Origin of the sequence: Sphingomonas sp. MA1305, assembly GCF_016107325.1 — a bacterium.
Lineage (GTDB): Bacteria > Pseudomonadota > Alphaproteobacteria > Sphingomonadales > Sphingomonadaceae > Sphingomonas.
This window is the reverse complement of record NZ_RCVT01000001.1, coordinates 1,242,103-1,256,794: the sequence shown is the minus strand read 5'-3', so window position 1 is coordinate 1,256,794 and position 14,692 is coordinate 1,242,103. Positions and strand designations below refer to the sequence as shown.

Genomic DNA, 14,692 nt, shown 5'->3' with positions numbered 1-14,692 from the left:
AGCCCGGCAGCCGGTCAGTTGCGCAAGGCCTCGATATGGGCGCGCTCGGCGTCGGGGATCATGCCCTCGAGCACCGCCCAATAGCCCGACACGGCATCCTGGCCGGCCGACTGGTAGGCCGCGGACATGCGCGTGCGCACCGCCTCGAACAGTTCCGCCTCCATCCGCACGCCTTCCGCGGTCAATCGCAGCAGCCGCTGGCGCCGGTCGCGCTCGCCGGGGCGAGCCTCGACCAGCTTGCGGTCGTTGAGCTCGTTGAGTACGCGGCCAAGCGATTGTTTGGTGATCGCCAGCAGCGCCAGCAACTCGCTGACCGTCAGGTCGGGCTTGCGGGCGATGAAGTAGAGCGCACGGTGGTGGGCCCGGCCCAGACCTTGCGCGGCGAGGCCCTGATCGACGGAGCGGGTAAGGTGACTGTGACCGAAATAGAGCAGTTCCATCCCGCGGCGGAGTTCGGACTCGCGGAGGAATTGGGCGGGGGCGGAGGAGAGAGCTGTGGCAGCCATGTTGACCGGTTTAGCCACCGCTCCTACCCGACTGCAACCCCGAAAGCCTGAAGGATGATGATGACAGCCGATCTTCCCGCCTTTCGTTTCGATCCCAGCCAGACCCCGGTCGCGGCCAATGAGCGGGCGGCGCGGCTCGTCGATCCCGGCTTCGGCCGCGTCTTCACCGATCATATGGCACTGATCCGCTTTACCGAGGGCAAAGGCTGGCACGACGCGCAGATCACCGCCCGCGCTCCGCTGACCGTCGACCCGTCGACCGCGGTTCTCCATTATGCCCAGGAGATCTTCGAGGGGCTGAAGGCCTATCGCCTCGACGACGGCGACATCGCGCTGTTCCGCGCCGATGCCAATGCCCGGCGCTTCCGTGATTCGGCGCGGCGGCTGGCAATGCCCGAACTGCCCGACGCGCTGTTTCTGGAAAGCTGCCGCCGGCTGGTCGCCACCGAGCGCGACTGGATACCGTCGATCGACGGCGGCGCGCTCTACCTCCGGCCGTTCATGATCGCCAGCGAGGCGTTCCTCGGCGTCAAGCCGTCGGCCGAATATATCTACATGGTGATCGCCTCCTCGGTCGGTGCCTATTGGAAGGGCGGCGCGCGCGCGGTCTCCATCTGGGTCAGCCAGGAGTATAGCCGCGCCGCCCCCGGCGGCACCGGTGCCGCGAAATGCGGCGGCAATTATGCCGCCAGCCTCGCCGCCCAGTCCGAGGCGATCCGCCAGGGCTGCGACCAAGTCGTCTTCCTCGACGCGGTCGAGCGCCGCTGGATCGAGGAATTGGGCGGCATGAACATCTTCTTCGTGTTCGACGATGGCAGCCTGGTCACCCCGCCGCTGACCGGCACGATCCTGCCCGGCATCACGCGCGATTCGATCATCCGCATCGCCCGCGATCAGGGCATCACCGTGCGCGAGGAGCTGTACAGCCTCGACCAATGGCGCACGGATGCGGCGAGCGGCCGGCTGACCGAGGCCTTTGCCTGCGGTACCGCGGCGGTGGTGACGCCGATCGGCACCGTGGCGAGCCCGGAAGGGCGTTTCACGATCGGCTCGGGCGGCACCGGCCAGCTCACCCAGCGCATGCTGGATTCGCTGACCGCGATCCAGCGCGGCCGGATCGCCGAACCGCACGGCTGGTTGCAGCGCCTCGGCTGAGGCGCGGCGCGCGAAAAACGGTGGTCGGCGGGGCTTCCCAACGCCGCCGCGGCGGCTATAAGGCCGCCCTTCTTGCTGGGGCGTCGCCAAGCGGTAAGGCAACGGTTTTTGGTACCGTCATACGCAGGTTCGAATCCTGCCGCCCCAGCCAGTCTCCGAACACCATCATAGTCCGCGATGTGTGAGACCTGTTGCGGCGCTCGCGGCACGAACGTCAGCGCTGGCGCGACCATGCTGCACCCAAATTCTTTCGGGGGAGACCGGCTCGCATCTGCGCAGGGTCCGGATCGAGGCCAAACTTGGACCGCATCGCGATCAGCTCGGCCCTTACGCTATTTGAGGTGCATGAACAGCGTCAGGGCGTTGCGCTCGGCATCGGCGAAGCGGTCGTAGATCGCCCGCGCCACCTGGGCGATGCCGAGTTGGCGATCGCGGCCGCCCCTGGCAAAGACCGCCACGGCGAGCCGGCGACCATCGGGCATGGTGATGAAGCCGACGTCGTTGGTGATGCCGTCGAGCGTGCCGGTCTTGTCCTCGACCCGCGTGCCTGCGGGCAGCAGCGCCCGGATCCGGCGTGTGCCGGTCGCGCATCGGCCCATCAAACCAAACAGCAAGGCGCGGCTGTCGGCGGTGAGCAGCGATCCGTTGTTGAGCTTGTACAGCAGGGACACCATGGCGTTGGGCGTGGCCACGTCCTTGCTGTCGAGCAGATGGCCGCGCTCGCGCAGCAACTGCGCGATACTGCGGTCGACGCGAATGCCGGCGATGCCATTGGCGGACAGCCATTGCTGGACCGCCGCCGGGCCACCCACCGTGGCGAGGAGCAGGTCGGCGGCGCGATTGTCGCTGTGGATGATCATCGCTTCGAGCAGCGTGGATGCAGACCGTCCGGCGACCATGTCGGTCAGGCGGCGGCGGCCATGATCGACATCGGCGAGGTAGACGCCGGCGATCGCGAGCTTGACCGTGCTCGCCATCGGATAGGCGATGTCGCCATTCAGCGAGACGGCCGAGCCGTCGCGTAGGTCGAGCGCCGCGATGCCGTAATCGCTGGGATGGCCCGATACCAGGGACGCCAATGCGCGTTCGAGCCCGATCAGTTCGGGGGAACTCGCCATCGCGGGGGCCGGGGCCAGTGTCGCGGCGGCCAGGCAGCACAGAAGCAGGCGAGGGCAGAAGGGCAGGCGCATCGGTTGCTCTTGTGGGTGGTTCTTCGAGAACTGGCTACAAGAAAGATCATAGCGCAGGACACCGGCCTCTCCCACGCACCTGATCGCGAAAAATCGACGAGCCGAGCGCCGTATCGACAGCCCGTGGCGGCAGATCGGCGGCGACTGGCGATCTTCTGACGAGCGAGCGGCCGCCCGAACCTTTCCCTCCGAAGTCCGGCCGCACAATTATACTCACTCACATGTGAATGAGATTGACAGCCTCGTCGCAAGGATGCCAACATCGTCGTCACGCGCCGGAGAGCGCGGCCCTTAGAGAGGAAGTTTCGATGCGCTCGTTGCTGCTGACAGTTTCGGTGATCGCGATGGCGATGCCGACCGCCTCCTTCGCCCAGACCGCGCGCGACCATGCGTCGGAGACGACGGGGGAGGGATCGCAATCGTCGCAGAATCCCACCGACGCCGCCTCGCCGCAGGTCGCGCCGGGTGCGGTGGATACCAGCGACATCGTCGTCACGGCCGAACGCCGTTCGACCAGCCTGCAACGCACCGCAGTCGCCGCCTCGGTCCTGACCGGCGAGGATCTGGTCAGGAAGAGCGTCAACACGGTCGAGCAATTGCAATTCTCGACGCCGTCGCTGACCGTCAACACCTCCGGTCAGGCGAACAGCTTCAACATCCGCGGCATCGGCAAATCGGAAATCTCGAGCTCGGTGGGCGTCGGCGTCGTCACCTATCGCGACGGCGTGCCGGTCTTCCCCGGCTATTTCCAGGGCGAGCCCTATTATGACATCCAGTCGGTCGAGGTGCTGCGCGGACCGCAGGGAACGTTCGCCGGCGGCAATGCGACCGGCGGTGCGGTGTTCATCACCGAGACCAACCCCACGTTCGATTCAGTCAAGGGCTTCGCCACGGCGCAGATCGGCAATTACAATCAGGTCAAGGCGCAGGGCGCGATCAACCTGCCGCTGAGCGACACGCTCGCCATCCGGCTGGCGACGAACCTGGAAAAGCGCGACAGCTTCTTCACCATCACCGGTCCCTGGACCGGCAATCCCGGCAACCTCAATTCGGTAAGCGGCCGGGCGAGCCTGCTGTGGCAGCCGGACAGCCATCTCAAGCTGCTGGTCAAGGGCGACTACAACCACATCAACGTCGGCGGCTATCCGAACAGCCCGGCCTATTTCGGCACCGCCAATGCGCCGACGCTCAACACCAGCGATCCCTTCACGATCAGCAGCAACGCCTATCTGTCCGGCCAGGACGAATTCGGCCGTATCTCCGCCAACCTCAGCTACACGTTCGACAGCGGCCTGATGATCCGATCGATCAGCGCGTTCCAGAAGGGTACGCTGCAGGAGACGATCGACGCCGACGGCACCGCTGCCCGCAATGACACGTTTCAGGATTTCGCCAACGAGCACGTCTGGTCGCAAGAGGTCAACATCATCTCGCCGGACACCGGCCGCTTCACCTGGCTGGTCGGCGGCTTCTGGCAGTACGACAAATACGAATTCCCCGTCGGCAACGGCTATGTCTCCTTGTCGCCGACCGGGGTGGTCCGATCCCTGCGGATCGAGGGGACCAATCCGCATACCGCGCTCGCCGCCTTTGCGCAGGTCGGCTACAAGCTTACCGATGCCCTCCAGGTCACGCTCGGCGGGCGCTGGTCGCGCACCACTTCGCGCAACGACGTCAATTATCCGATCGAACTGTTCCTGGGCGCGCTGCCGACGTTCAAGACGACGTTGGTCCAGCATGACTTTGCCGCCAACAGCAACGTCGACGGCAAATTGTCGCTGAACTGGACGATCAACCCGGATCATTTCCTCTACGCCTTTGTCGCGACCGGCACCAAGGCAGGCGGGCTCAACGGTGCCAATCTATTCGGCACGACGCCGCGCGGCTTCGTGCCCGAAAAGGTCACCGACTATGAACTGGGTTGGAAGGGGACGCTGCTCAACGGTCATCTCCGCACGCAGCTGGGTGGCTATTACAACGTCTATCGCAAGTTCCAGGTGCTGATCGTCGATCCGGCCACGCCCAATTTCACCTCGATCTTCAACGTGCCGAACGTCACCAAGCTCTATGGCGTGGAGGCGTCGGCGCAGGGATCATTCGGCAATGTCCTGATGGATGTCTCGACATCGATCTCCAATTCGGAGCTGGGGCAGTTCTTTGCGCGAGATCCGCGCAAGGGCACGACCGGAGTCTGCGATCCGATCAACGGCCCCGCCAATGCCGCAGGCTGCATCAATCTCGGCGGCCGGCGCCAACCCTATGCGCCGCAATTCACGCTGAGCGCCGGTGCGCAATATGCCATCCCCGTCGCCGAAGGCCTTACGCTGACCCCTCGGGTCGATTATGCCCACATCTCGGCAGTCTGGGGCACGCTGTTCCAGGCGGCCGAGCTCGGCGATTATCTGAAGGCCCGCAACATCGTGAATGCGCAGGCGACGCTCGACAACGGCACCTGGTCGATCGCGGCGTTCAGCACCAATCTGACCGACCAGCATTATATCGGCTCGCTCAACGGCATCCGTCGGCTGGCGGCGCCGCCTCGGCAATATGGGCTGCGCGTCAGCACCAAATTCTAAGATCACCGGGCGGGCGCGTCCGCGCGTCCCGCCCGTTCCAAGCATCCTTCCCGAAAGTCTCGTCATGCTCCCCGGATCGATGCAACCTTATGCACTGACCCTCGACAAGTTCATCGACCACGCCGCCAAATGGCATGGCGACACCGAGATCGTGACCGGCGGCCAGGGCGACAGCCAGCGCATCGGATATGCCGCATTGCGCGATCGCGCCAATCGGCTGTCGGGTGCGCTGATCGCGCTGGGCCTGGCGCGCGGCGATCATCTGGCGACGCTCGCCTGGAACAGCCAGGCGCATATGGAAATCTGGTATGGCGCGATGGGGATGGGCGTGGTCTGCCACACGCTCAACCCGCGTCTGGCGCCGGCGCATCTGGCCGCGATGATCGACCAGGCGCAGGACCGGGTGCTGGCGGTCAGCCCCGGTCTTGCCCCGCTGGTCGAGGATCTGCTCGCACGATGCCCGTCCATTGCGCACGTAATCCTGCTCGACGAAGGCGGGGCGCCGGCGGATCGGCCGGTGACGACGCGCGCGCACATCTGGGATTGCGACGAGCTGCTTGCGCAGCACGGCGCGGTGGCCGCTTGGGGCGGGTTCGACGAGCACGCGCCCGCCGGCCTGTGCTTCACCTCCGGCACCACGGGTCGGCCCAAGGGCGTGACTTACACGCATCGATCCAACTATCTGCATACGCTGCACATGCTGTCGGCCGACGTGATCGGCGTGACGGCGCGCGACGCGGTGCTGGTCGCGGTGCCGATGTTCCATGCCAACGGCTGGGGCTTCGCCTTCGCCGGGCCCGCCGCTGGCGCCAAGCTGGTCTTGCCGGGCCGCCATCAGGACGGCGCCAGCCTAGCGCGGCTGATCGACGAGGAGGGCGTCACGGTGGCGGCGGGGGTCGCGACCGTGTGGCTGGGGCTGGTCGATCACCTCGAGCAGACGGGCGGTACGACCCCATCGCTACAGCGCATCCTGCTCGGCGGATCGCCGGTGCCGCAAGCGCTGATGGACCGGCTCGAACAGCGGCTCGGCTGCGTCGTGCAGACCAGCTGGGGCATGACCGAATTGTCCCCGGTCGGCACCGTCACGCCCGCGAACGTGCCGTGCCGGGTCTCGGCCAAGTCGGGGCGCCCGCCGATGGGGGTCGATCTGCGCCTGACCGACGAGGCGGGACGGCCGCTGGCCGAGCAGCGCGACGGCGAAGGACGGTTGTGGGTGCGCGGGGCGAGTGCGGTCGAACGCTATTTCGACCATATCGAGCCGGCGACCGATGCCGACGGCTGGTTCGACACCGGCGACCTCGCGCGGATCGACGCCGACGGCAATCTCAGCATCACCGGTCGCGCCAAAGATTTGATCAAGTCGGGCGGCGAATGGATCAACCCCGGCGAGATCGAGGCGATCGTCGGTGCGCTACCCGATGTCGCATTGGTCGCCGTGGTCGGGCGGGCCCATCCCAAATGGGGCGAGCGCCCGGTGCTGGTGGTCGAACCGCGCCAGGGGGCGACGCTGTCGGACGACGCGCTGATCGACGCGTTGCGCGGGCGTATCGCGAGCTGGTGGCTGCCCGATGCGATCATCCGCGTTGCGGCCATGCCGCTCGCGCTGACGGGCAAGATCGACAAGATGCGGCTGCGCGCGGAGCATGGCTGACGCGCCGGTCAGTCGCAGCCCTTGACCGGCGGCAGCGGCGACAGCGGCGCGTAAAGGCCGACGTTCCAGTTCCACGGTACCGTGGCGGCGGCGCGGCGGCGGCAGACGACCTGCTCGTTGAGCGCGAACATGCCGGGCATCAGGTCGCGCGACGGCGTCGGCGTGGCGGCGAAATGCATATAGGCGCGTGTTCGGTCATAGGCGGGCCAGGCCGCGGCACGCGACGCGGTCGGATGGCCGTCTCGGACGAAGGACGCCCAATAATCGGTCATCGCCGAGGACAGCGACCGTTCCGCCTCGGTGTCGGGCACCCGCGGCCAGCGCGGCGGCGTTCGGTCGAACGTGCCGAAGACATAGGGCAGTTCGCTGGCGTGGAAGGCGTGCAGGCCGGCATCGTCCGCAGCGGGATAGCTGTGGTCGAACAGATAGAGATAGGCGCTTTGTCCCCGCGCCGACTGAGTCCTCGCCACCCGTTCCGCCGTCCAGCCGTACAGCGCGTCCCGCGTCGTGGCGAGGATGCTCTCCGGATAAGTCGTCGCCGGATAGAGGCGCAGGAACGGCGCGGCGAGATCGCCGTAGCGGGCGCGGATGTCGCGCTCGTAGCTCGCCGCGCCTTGCGGGGCTTTCGGCGCCAGCATGCGCAATGAACGGATTTCGCCCTGGTTGAAGCCGATCAACACGGGGACCGCAGCCTGCCGGCCGGCATCGAACGCCGCCACCATTTGCTCCGGCAGCAGCGTGCCGTCGACTACGCCGAAGGGGGCGAAGCCCAGCTTCGGTGCGCTGTCGGTCAGCGTCTGCGCATCCATCGCGCGCAGGGCGGTGATGTCGGCGGCGTGCAGGGCCGCGCCAAGCGCCGACCCCGCCGCTTCGGCCGCCGGCATGCCGAACGCAGGGGTCTTCAGCGCCGGCATGGAGATCATATAGGCGCTTTCGGCGATCGCCCTGCTGAACAGACCATGCGCCGATGGTGCGCTCATCAGATACAGGACGCTGAGTCCGCCTGCCGATTCGCCCGCGATCGTGACCTTGCGCGGGTCGCCGCCGAACGCCGCGATATTGCCCTGCACCCATTGCAGCGCTGCAATCTGGTCGAGCAGGCCGTAATTGCCCGATACCTGACCGGGCGTTTCCGCGCTCAATCCCGGATGGGCCAGCCAACCGAGCACGCCGAGCCGATAGTTGATCGACACGACGACGATGCCGCGCGCGGCGAGGGCCGCGCCGTCGTACATCGGCTCTCGGCTCGATCCGCCGGCCAGGGCACCGCCGTGAATCCAGACCATCACGGGCGCCCGTTTTGCCTTGGCCGGCATCCAGACGTTCAAGGTCAGGCAATCCTCGCTGACCGGCATGGTCGGCTCGGCATAGATGGTGGTGTTCTGCCCCTGGGTCTGCATGCAGGCGGCGCCTAATTGCGTGGCGTCGCGTGTGCCCGACCAGCGCGGCAGCGGTTGCGGCGCGCGCCAGCGCAAGGGACCGACCGGCGGCTTCGCATAGGGGATGCCCTTGAACACGGCGAGCGCGCCGTCCGCGACGCCCCGCACGGTGCCGGCGGGCGCGGCGATGCTGGGCGCGGTCTGCGCGGCGGCCGGCGCGGCGGCGAAGGCGGCGGCAAGCAGAACGGTTCTCATGCGGCAAACTCCCGACGGCGCAGCGTGCGCGCCAGCGCCAGAAACAGCGCGATGGCGACGATGTAGAAGGGGGCGAGGGTGTAGAGCGACAGCTGCAGCGGATTGTCCGTGCCGGCCGCTGCGAACCGGTCGCTGGCTGCCCCCACCCAAGTGGGCCCGAGCCCGAGCCCGATGAAGTTCATCACCAGCAGCAAGAGCGCGCCGGCCAGCACGCGCTGGTTGGGCGCGGCTTCCTCCTGCACCAAAGTGACGGAGCAGGAGAGATAGAAATAGTTGAAGAACATCACGATGGTGAGCAGCGCCAAGGCGAGCGGCCAGCCCGGCGCCCAGACGAAGGCCACGTAGAAGGGCAGGGCGATGGCCAGCGATATCGCCGGGGCGATGGCGAAGACCCGGCGCGAGCGTTTCGAGAAACGGTCGATGATCCGGCCCGAGGCGATCATGCCGCCACCCATGCCGACGACGATCGCGACGGCATACCAGATGGCGATCTCCGACAGGGTCATGCCCTTTTCACGAATCAGGAAGAGCACCGCGAAATTGCCGAGGCCGTAGGTGACGAATTGCGTCGCGCCGCTGCCGAGGGCGGCGAGCATCATCACCGGGCTGCGGAAGAAGGTGGCGAGCGTCTGCCAGAACGGCGCCTTGGCCTGGGCGGGGGCGGCGACCGGATCGGATGCGCCGCGCATCGGCTCCGGGACGATCCAGGGCAGCGCGAGGGCGGCGACGAGGCCGGCGAGACCGATTGCCACGAAGGCGTCGCGCCAGTCATAGGCGGCCGCGATCGAGGCGCCGAGCGCGATGCCGAGCGCCGCGCCGATCGGCGGGCCGAGATTGTAGATGCCAAAGGCGACCCCGCGCCGCCCCGGGGCGAAGGTGTCGGTGATCAAGGCGTAGGATGGCGGCACGCCGCCCGCCTCGCCGAAGCCCACCACCATCCGCGCCGCGACGAGTTGTGGGTAAGTGCGCGCCATGCCGCAGGCGATCGTCGCCGCGCTCCAGATCGCGCAGGCGCAGGTCAGGACGCCGACCCGGCTGGTCCGATCCGCCAACCAGCTCACGGGAATGGCGATGAAGCAATAGAACATCGCGAAGTACAGGCCGCCGATCAGGCCCAGCTGGCCATCGCTGATGTGCAGGCTGTCCTGGATCGGCTTGGCGAGAATGCCGAGCAGCTGCCGGTCGAGGAAGTTCAGCACATAGACGAAGGTGAGCATTGCGAGCACGATAGCCGGCCGACGGGGCGTCGCCGTGGTCGAAGACGCATGCGGCCGTCCCGTCGCCGCGCTGCCTGCGAGTGCCATGTTCCTCTCCCGCCATGTCGCGTGGATTATGCCGGCAGGATGGGGCAGGGTCTTCGGAGTGTCAATGGACACTCACTCGCGTGAGAGTAAATTGTCGGCTGAAGCCTGCTTGACGCCGTCGGGTGAACGCCGGAGGGAAGGGGCGTGAGCCAGACCGAAAAACCCGCCCGCCGCTCTCGCAAGGCTGAACAGCGCGCCGAGACGATGGAGCAGATCTACGACGCGGCGGAGGAGCTGTTCTCGAAACACGGCCTCCACGGCGTCACGTTGAAGGACGTCGCCAAGCAGGTCGGTGTCCACCACACGCTCCTCAACTATTATTTCACCGACAAGAAGGCGCTGTTCGACGCCGTCTTTACGCGTCGCGCGGCGGTCACGGCGGACCGGCGGATGCAGGCGCTCGACGCCTATGCCGAAGCCAGCAACGGCCGACCGACCGTGGAGGGCGCGCTGCGGGCGTTCCTCGACACCGACCTCGACCTTTATATCGAGGGCGGCGAAGGCTGGAAGAATTACGCCAAGCTCGGCGCGCAGGTTGCCAACACGCCCGAATGGGGGGCGGAGCTGATGGACGAGCATTTCGACCCCGTCGTGCTGCGGCTCATCGCCTTGCTCAAGCAGGCGATGCCCGACTGTCCGGAGGACCGGATCTTCTGGGGCTATCATTTCGTCACCGGCGCGCTGATGCTGACGCTCGCGCGGACCGGCCGCATCGACAAATTGTCCGGCGGCTTGTGCCAGTCCGACGACTTCGCCGCGGTCAAGGAAGTGATGGCGACGTTCATGGCCGCTGGGTTCCAGGCGATCTGTTCGGGGCAATCGCGCTAGCGGCTTGCACTTGCCACCATGTTCGCTATCACCAGAGTGAACGTAATAATGGAGGAGCAGGATGATGGCACTGGACAGGCGGGTCGCGATCGTGACCGGAGCGGGCGGCGGCTTGGGGCGCGCCCATGCGCTCTACCTGGCCAGCAAGGGCGCGCAGCTGGTCGTCAACGACCTGTCCGAACAGGCGGCTGCCGCGGTGGTGGACGAGATCCGCGCGGGCGGCGGCACGGCGATCGCCGCGATCGGGTCGGTCACCGACGAACAGGCGGTTGCCGCCATGGTCGACACGGCTCTCGCGCGATGGGGATCGGTCGACATTCTGATCAACAACGCCGGCATCCTGCGCGACAAGAGCTTCGCCAAGATGACGATGGCCGATTTCCGGACAGTGGTCGACGTTCACCTGATGGGGGCCGCGATCTGTACCAAGGCAGTGTGGGAGCCGATGCGGAGCCGCCGCTACGGGCGGATCGTCATGACCACCTCCTCCTCGGGACTCTACGGCAATTTCGGCCAGGCGAACTACGGCGCCGCCAAGATGGCGCTGGTCGGTCTGATGCAGACGCTGAGCATCGAAGGCGAGAAATACGGCATTCGCGTCAATTGCCTCGCTCCGACGGCCGCGACGCAGATGACCGAGGGGGTGCTCGATGAGGAAAGCCTGCGCATGCTGGCGCCCGACCGCGTATCGCCGGGACTGTTGCGGCTGGTCGGGGACGACGCACTGACGCGCACGATCCTGTGCGCCGGCGCCGGCCATTTCGCCGTGGCCGAGGTGACGCTGACGCAGGGTGCCTATGTCGGGCATGACGCCGACGCGGACGTTCAGGTGGTCCGGCACTGGCCGACGATCACCGAACGCGCTGGCGCCTTCGTGCCGCCCTATGGCTTCTTCCAGGCCGAGCGGGAGGTCGCTGCTGCGCAGCGCGATGCGGAGCCGGTTGCGAGACTATCGGCCTGAGCGCCCAGCACGGCCGTCGGACTTCGGCCCGCAGGTCCGCGGCCGCCGCCTCAATGTTCGGTCAGCGCGACGACCTCAAAATCGAAGCGCTGCCAGCCGTATCTGCGGGCGGCCTGCTCGGTCAGCGCCCGTTTGCCTGCAGCTTCCTTCGCCGACACGGCATGACCCCAGAACACCTCGGTCTTGCCGTTCTGCAGATAGGCGACGATCCGCCAATAATGGGTGAAGGGCGCGGCGGTCGGACCGATCGTCTTCACATAGCCGTCCGCCATGGTCGCGGTCAGATAGCGCTTCTTCCTCGCCATGGTCGCGCCATAGCGCGGCCCGGTCGAACGTGGGAGGGGTGACGGCAGGGTTTATTGCCCGGGCGTGCCAGGGGCGTGATCTAGAGAGAACGTCATGATTCCCTCCATGCGCGAGGTTTATGCCGCGTCACTTATGATGTCGCAGTGGAAGCGGCGCCCTGGTTAGCGGCGCGCGCCCATGCCTCGGGCGGGGGCGAGGGCCAGCGCCCGGCCATGGCGTTGCGGGCCCATCCGCAGTTCGAACCCGATGACGAGGAGGTTCGCGGCGATAAAGGCGGACATGGTGAGGTAGAAGGCCATTGTTCGTCTCTCTGCGATGCCGATACTGCGGCGGTGACGATCAAGCGATGGCTTTGCAAAGGTTTACGCCGCGTGAGCGTAGTCGTTAGAAGCGCCAATCCTGCGATGGGCAGTGTTGTGCGTGCGGTGATCGGCGTTGTTTTGACCCGCCTATCATCAGCTGGCTGGGAACTGCCGCCCGCCATTACCTAGCGGCGGGCGGCGACGAAGCTTAGCGGCAGACGCGGATGCGACGATGATGGCGATAGACGATGCGGCAGCGGTCGTGACGTCCGTAAGCGTAATGACGCCCACGGGGCCCGCGATGGCGATCGAAGCGATCGGGACCGCGATCATCGCGGTGGTGGAACCGATCGGGGCCCGGCCCATGGCGTTGCGCCTCCGCCGTGCCGGTGAAACCGAGGCTGGCGGCAAACATGCCCGCGGCTACGAAGAGCGTCTTGAGTGTCATGGATCCTCCTTTTGCGCCGCCCATTCGGCGCGCGAGGGACATACGCGAGGGAAACGGCAACGTTCCTGACCGAAGGCCGCGTCGCGATGGATCTGGCCCGAGCCGCGATCCGCCGAAGCCGCGACCGCGTCGCGTCACGGCTTGCGCCGGAGGCATTGCGGCGCTAGCGGACGGCAACCGCCTGGACCCGGTGAAACCCCGGGTGGCTATTCCGGCCGCCGATCCGCCGGACAACGCATCTGCATCCGATCGTCGAACGCCATAGCGCACACGGATGCCGTGATTGCGGACCCTGTCATGACCTTATCAATCTCGCACTATCGCGCCGAATGGTTTGCCGATCCCCGCGCCGCCCGGCGTGACGTCCTCGCCGGCATGGTCGGGACGTTCGCCCTGATCCCGGAAGTGATCGCCTTTTCCGTTGTCGCGGGCATCGATCCGGAGGTCGGCCTGTTCGCCTCCTTCGTGATCGGCATCGTCATCGCCGTCTTCGGTGGCCGGCCGGCGATGATCTCCGGTGCGGCCGGATCCGTCGCGCTGGTCGCCGCCGCGCTCGTCCATGCGCATGGCTTGCCCTATCTTCTGGCGGCCACGCTCCTCGCCGGGCTGTTCCAGATCGTCTTCGGCCTGATGAAGCTCGACGTGCTGATGCGGTTCGTCTCGCGCTCGGTGCGCACCGGTTTCGTCAACGCTTTGGCGATCCTGATCTTTTCGGCCCAGGTGCCGCAGATGCTCGGCGTGAGCTGGCACAGCTATGCGATGATCGGGCTCGGACTGGCGATCATCTATCTGCTTCCCAAGCTGACCGCGGCGATACCGTCGCCGCTGGTTTGCGTCGTGGTGCTGACCGTCGTCAGCATGCTGATCCCCATGCCGTTGCGGCTGGTCGGTGATCTCGGCCGGCTGCCGAGCTCGCTGCCGTCGCTGCACCTATCGCAGATCCCATTCGATCTCGCGACGCTGCGGATCGTCGCGCCCTATGCGCTGGCGATGGCCGCGGTGGGGTTGCTGGAATCGATGATGACGGCACGTGTCGTCGATGATCTCACCGAAACCACCAGTTCGAAGGCGCGGGAATGTACCGGGCTGGGGCTCGCCAATGTCGCGGCGGGCCTGTTCGGCGGCATCGCCGGTTGCGGGATGATCGGCCAGACCGTCGGCAACGTCCGCTATGGCGGCCGGGGCCGGCTGTCGACATTGGTCGCCGGCGTGTTCCTGCTCATCGTGATGGTGCCGCTTCGCCCCTGGATCGCGCAGGTGCCGGTGGCGGCGCTGGTGGCGATCATGATCATGGTGTCGATCAGCACCTTTTCCTGGAATTCGCTGCGCGATCTCGCCCGCCATCCGAAGGTGTCGGGTGTGGTCATGCTTGCGACGGTCGCAGTGACGGTGGGGACGCACGATCTGTCGGCTGGGGTCGCGGTCGGCGTGCTGCTCAGCGGCGTGTTCTTCGCCTTCAAGGTGACCCGGATGATGCGGGTCACGATCGATTATGATGCGGCAAGCGACACTCGGATCTACACCGTGTCGGGCCAAATCTTCTTCGCCAGTGCAGAAATCTTCGCCGACCATTTCGACCTGCGCGACTCGGCGCAGCGCGTCCGCATCGACCTGACCGACGCGCACCTGTGGGATATCACCGCCGTCGGCGCGCTCGAGGAGGTCGCATCGACGATGCGGCGCCACGGCATATCGGTCGAGATCGTCGGCTTGAACGCGGCGAGCGCCATACTGGTCGATCGCCACGCGCCCTTGATGCGTGAGAGGCCGGCGTGATCGGGCGGGTGGCGTCGTCCGTCACGTCCGATCCAACCGCGCGAGCCGAGGCTCG

General features: G+C 66.7%; 13 protein-coding genes, 1 tRNA gene and 1 other annotated feature. Of the genes, 7 read left to right on the top strand and 7 right to left on the bottom strand.

Annotated features, from left to right (window positions below):
- Window positions 1-14 precede the first annotated feature (14 nt).
- Complete coding sequence (locus D9601_RS06330) at window positions 15-506, bottom strand: MarR family transcriptional regulator (RefSeq protein WP_198352999.1); 492 nt, start codon at window positions 504-506, stop codon at window positions 15-17.
- Window positions 507-560: 54 nt separating this feature from the next.
- Between D9601_RS06330 and D9601_RS06325 the strand changes: the two genes are divergently transcribed.
- Complete coding sequence (locus D9601_RS06325) at window positions 561-1,661, top strand: branched-chain amino acid aminotransferase (RefSeq protein WP_232473839.1); 1,101 nt, start codon at window positions 561-563, stop codon at window positions 1,659-1,661.
- A gap of 76 nt (window positions 1,662-1,737) precedes the next feature.
- A tRNA-Gln gene (locus D9601_RS06320) sits at window positions 1,738-1,812 on the top strand.
- 181 nt (window positions 1,813-1,993) lie between these two features.
- Here the strand turns inward: D9601_RS06320 and D9601_RS06315 are convergent.
- Window positions 1,994-3,058: a serine hydrolase gene (locus D9601_RS06315; protein ID WP_232473838.1), complete on the bottom strand. Its 1,065-nt coding sequence runs from the start codon at window positions 3,056-3,058 to the stop codon at window positions 1,994-1,996.
- Between the two features lie 101 nt (window positions 3,059-3,159).
- On the opposite strand from D9601_RS06315, the gene D9601_RS06310 reads away from it, so the two are divergent.
- Both D9601_RS06310 and D9601_RS06305 read left to right on the top strand, forming a co-directional pair.
- The gene (locus D9601_RS06310; protein WP_198352998.1) at window positions 3,160-5,427 is read left to right on the top strand and encodes a TonB-dependent receptor; all 2,268 of its coding nucleotides are present in this window, start codon (window positions 3,160-3,162) and stop codon (window positions 5,425-5,427) included.
- Between the two features lie 64 nt (window positions 5,428-5,491).
- Entirely contained in the window at window positions 5,492-7,078 is a 1,587-nt protein-coding gene (locus D9601_RS06305) for an AMP-binding protein (protein ID WP_232473837.1), read from the top strand.
- An 8-nt stretch (window positions 7,079-7,086) separates the two neighbouring features.
- On the opposite strand, the gene D9601_RS06300 is transcribed toward D9601_RS06305, so the two are convergent.
- Window positions 7,087-8,712, bottom strand: coding sequence for a carboxylesterase/lipase family protein (locus D9601_RS06300; RefSeq protein ID WP_198352997.1), 1,626 nt, complete (start codon window positions 8,710-8,712; stop codon window positions 7,087-7,089).
- A complete protein-coding gene (locus D9601_RS06295) occupies window positions 8,709-9,929 on the bottom strand; it encodes a spinster family MFS transporter (protein WP_232473836.1) in 1,221 nt (406 codons plus the stop codon). Before D9601_RS06295 ends, D9601_RS06300 begins: the two co-directional genes overlap by 4 nt.
- Window positions 9,930-10,160: 231 nt before the next feature.
- On the opposite strand from D9601_RS06295, the gene D9601_RS06290 reads away from it, so the two are divergent.
- Window positions 10,161-10,844 carry a TetR/AcrR family transcriptional regulator gene (locus D9601_RS06290; protein WP_332837904.1) on the top strand — a complete coding sequence of 228 codons (684 nt, stop codon included), beginning with the start codon at window positions 10,161-10,163 and terminating at the stop codon, window positions 10,842-10,844.
- 64 nt (window positions 10,845-10,908) lie between these two features.
- Window positions 10,909-11,805, top strand: a complete 897-nt coding sequence (locus D9601_RS06285; RefSeq protein ID WP_198353418.1) for an SDR family NAD(P)-dependent oxidoreductase — start codon at window positions 10,909-10,911, stop codon at window positions 11,803-11,805.
- Window positions 11,806-11,855: 50 nt separating this feature from the next.
- On the opposite strand, the gene D9601_RS06280 is transcribed toward D9601_RS06285, so the two are convergent.
- The 3 genes from D9601_RS06280 to D9601_RS06270 form a co-directional block, all read right to left on the bottom strand.
- On the bottom strand, window positions 11,856-12,110 hold the full coding sequence (locus D9601_RS06280; RefSeq protein WP_198352995.1) for a hypothetical protein: 255 nt from the start codon (window positions 12,108-12,110) through the stop codon (window positions 11,856-11,858).
- Window positions 12,111-12,272: 162 nt separating this feature from the next.
- Window positions 12,273-12,410, bottom strand: a complete 138-nt coding sequence (locus D9601_RS06275; RefSeq protein ID WP_198352994.1) for a hypothetical protein — start codon at window positions 12,408-12,410, stop codon at window positions 12,273-12,275.
- A gap of 211 nt (window positions 12,411-12,621) precedes the next feature.
- Complete coding sequence (locus D9601_RS06270) at window positions 12,622-12,861, bottom strand: hypothetical protein (protein WP_198352993.1); 240 nt, start codon at window positions 12,859-12,861, stop codon at window positions 12,622-12,624.
- 180 nt (window positions 12,862-13,041) lie between these two features.
- Window positions 13,042-13,097: a sequence feature (sul1 is cis-regulatory element that is thought to sense ions involved in sulfur or methionine metabolism; They are found in Alphaproteobacteria), on the top strand.
- Between the two features lie 61 nt (window positions 13,098-13,158).
- Here D9601_RS06270 and D9601_RS06265 point away from each other — a divergent pair.
- Window positions 13,159-14,637 (top strand): SulP family inorganic anion transporter, encoded by a 1,479-nt coding sequence (locus D9601_RS06265; protein ID WP_198352992.1) that lies wholly within the window; start codon window positions 13,159-13,161, stop codon window positions 14,635-14,637.
- Window positions 14,638-14,692: the final 55 nt, after the last annotated feature.

Coding starts and splice junctions, on each gene's coding strand:
- D9601_RS06310 (WP_198352998.1), top strand. CDS start 3,160: ATGCGCTCGTTGCTGCTGACAGTTTCGGTGATCGCGATGGCGATGCCG.
- D9601_RS06300 (WP_198352997.1), bottom strand. CDS start 8,712: ATGAGAACCGTTCTGCTTGCCGCCGCCTTCGCCGCCGCGCCGGCCGCC.
- D9601_RS06305 (WP_232473837.1), top strand. CDS start 5,492: ATGCTCCCCGGATCGATGCAACCTTATGCACTGACCCTCGACAAGTTC.
- D9601_RS06275 (WP_198352994.1), bottom strand. CDS start 12,410: ATGGCCTTCTACCTCACCATGTCCGCCTTTATCGCCGCGAACCTCCTC.
- D9601_RS06285 (WP_198353418.1), top strand. CDS start 10,909: ATGGCACTGGACAGGCGGGTCGCGATCGTGACCGGAGCGGGCGGCGGC.
- D9601_RS06265 (WP_198352992.1), top strand. CDS start 13,159: ATGACCTTATCAATCTCGCACTATCGCGCCGAATGGTTTGCCGATCCC.
- D9601_RS06330 (WP_198352999.1), bottom strand. CDS start 506: ATGGCTGCCACAGCTCTCTCCTCCGCCCCCGCCCAATTCCTCCGCGAG.
- D9601_RS06280 (WP_198352995.1), bottom strand. CDS start 12,110: ATGGCGAGGAAGAAGCGCTATCTGACCGCGACCATGGCGGACGGCTAT.
- D9601_RS06270 (WP_198352993.1), bottom strand. CDS start 12,861: ATGACACTCAAGACGCTCTTCGTAGCCGCGGGCATGTTTGCCGCCAGC.
- D9601_RS06325 (WP_232473839.1), top strand. CDS start 561: ATGATGATGACAGCCGATCTTCCCGCCTTTCGTTTCGATCCCAGCCAG.
- D9601_RS06295 (WP_232473836.1), bottom strand. CDS start 9,929: ATGCTCACCTTCGTCTATGTGCTGAACTTCCTCGACCGGCAGCTGCTC.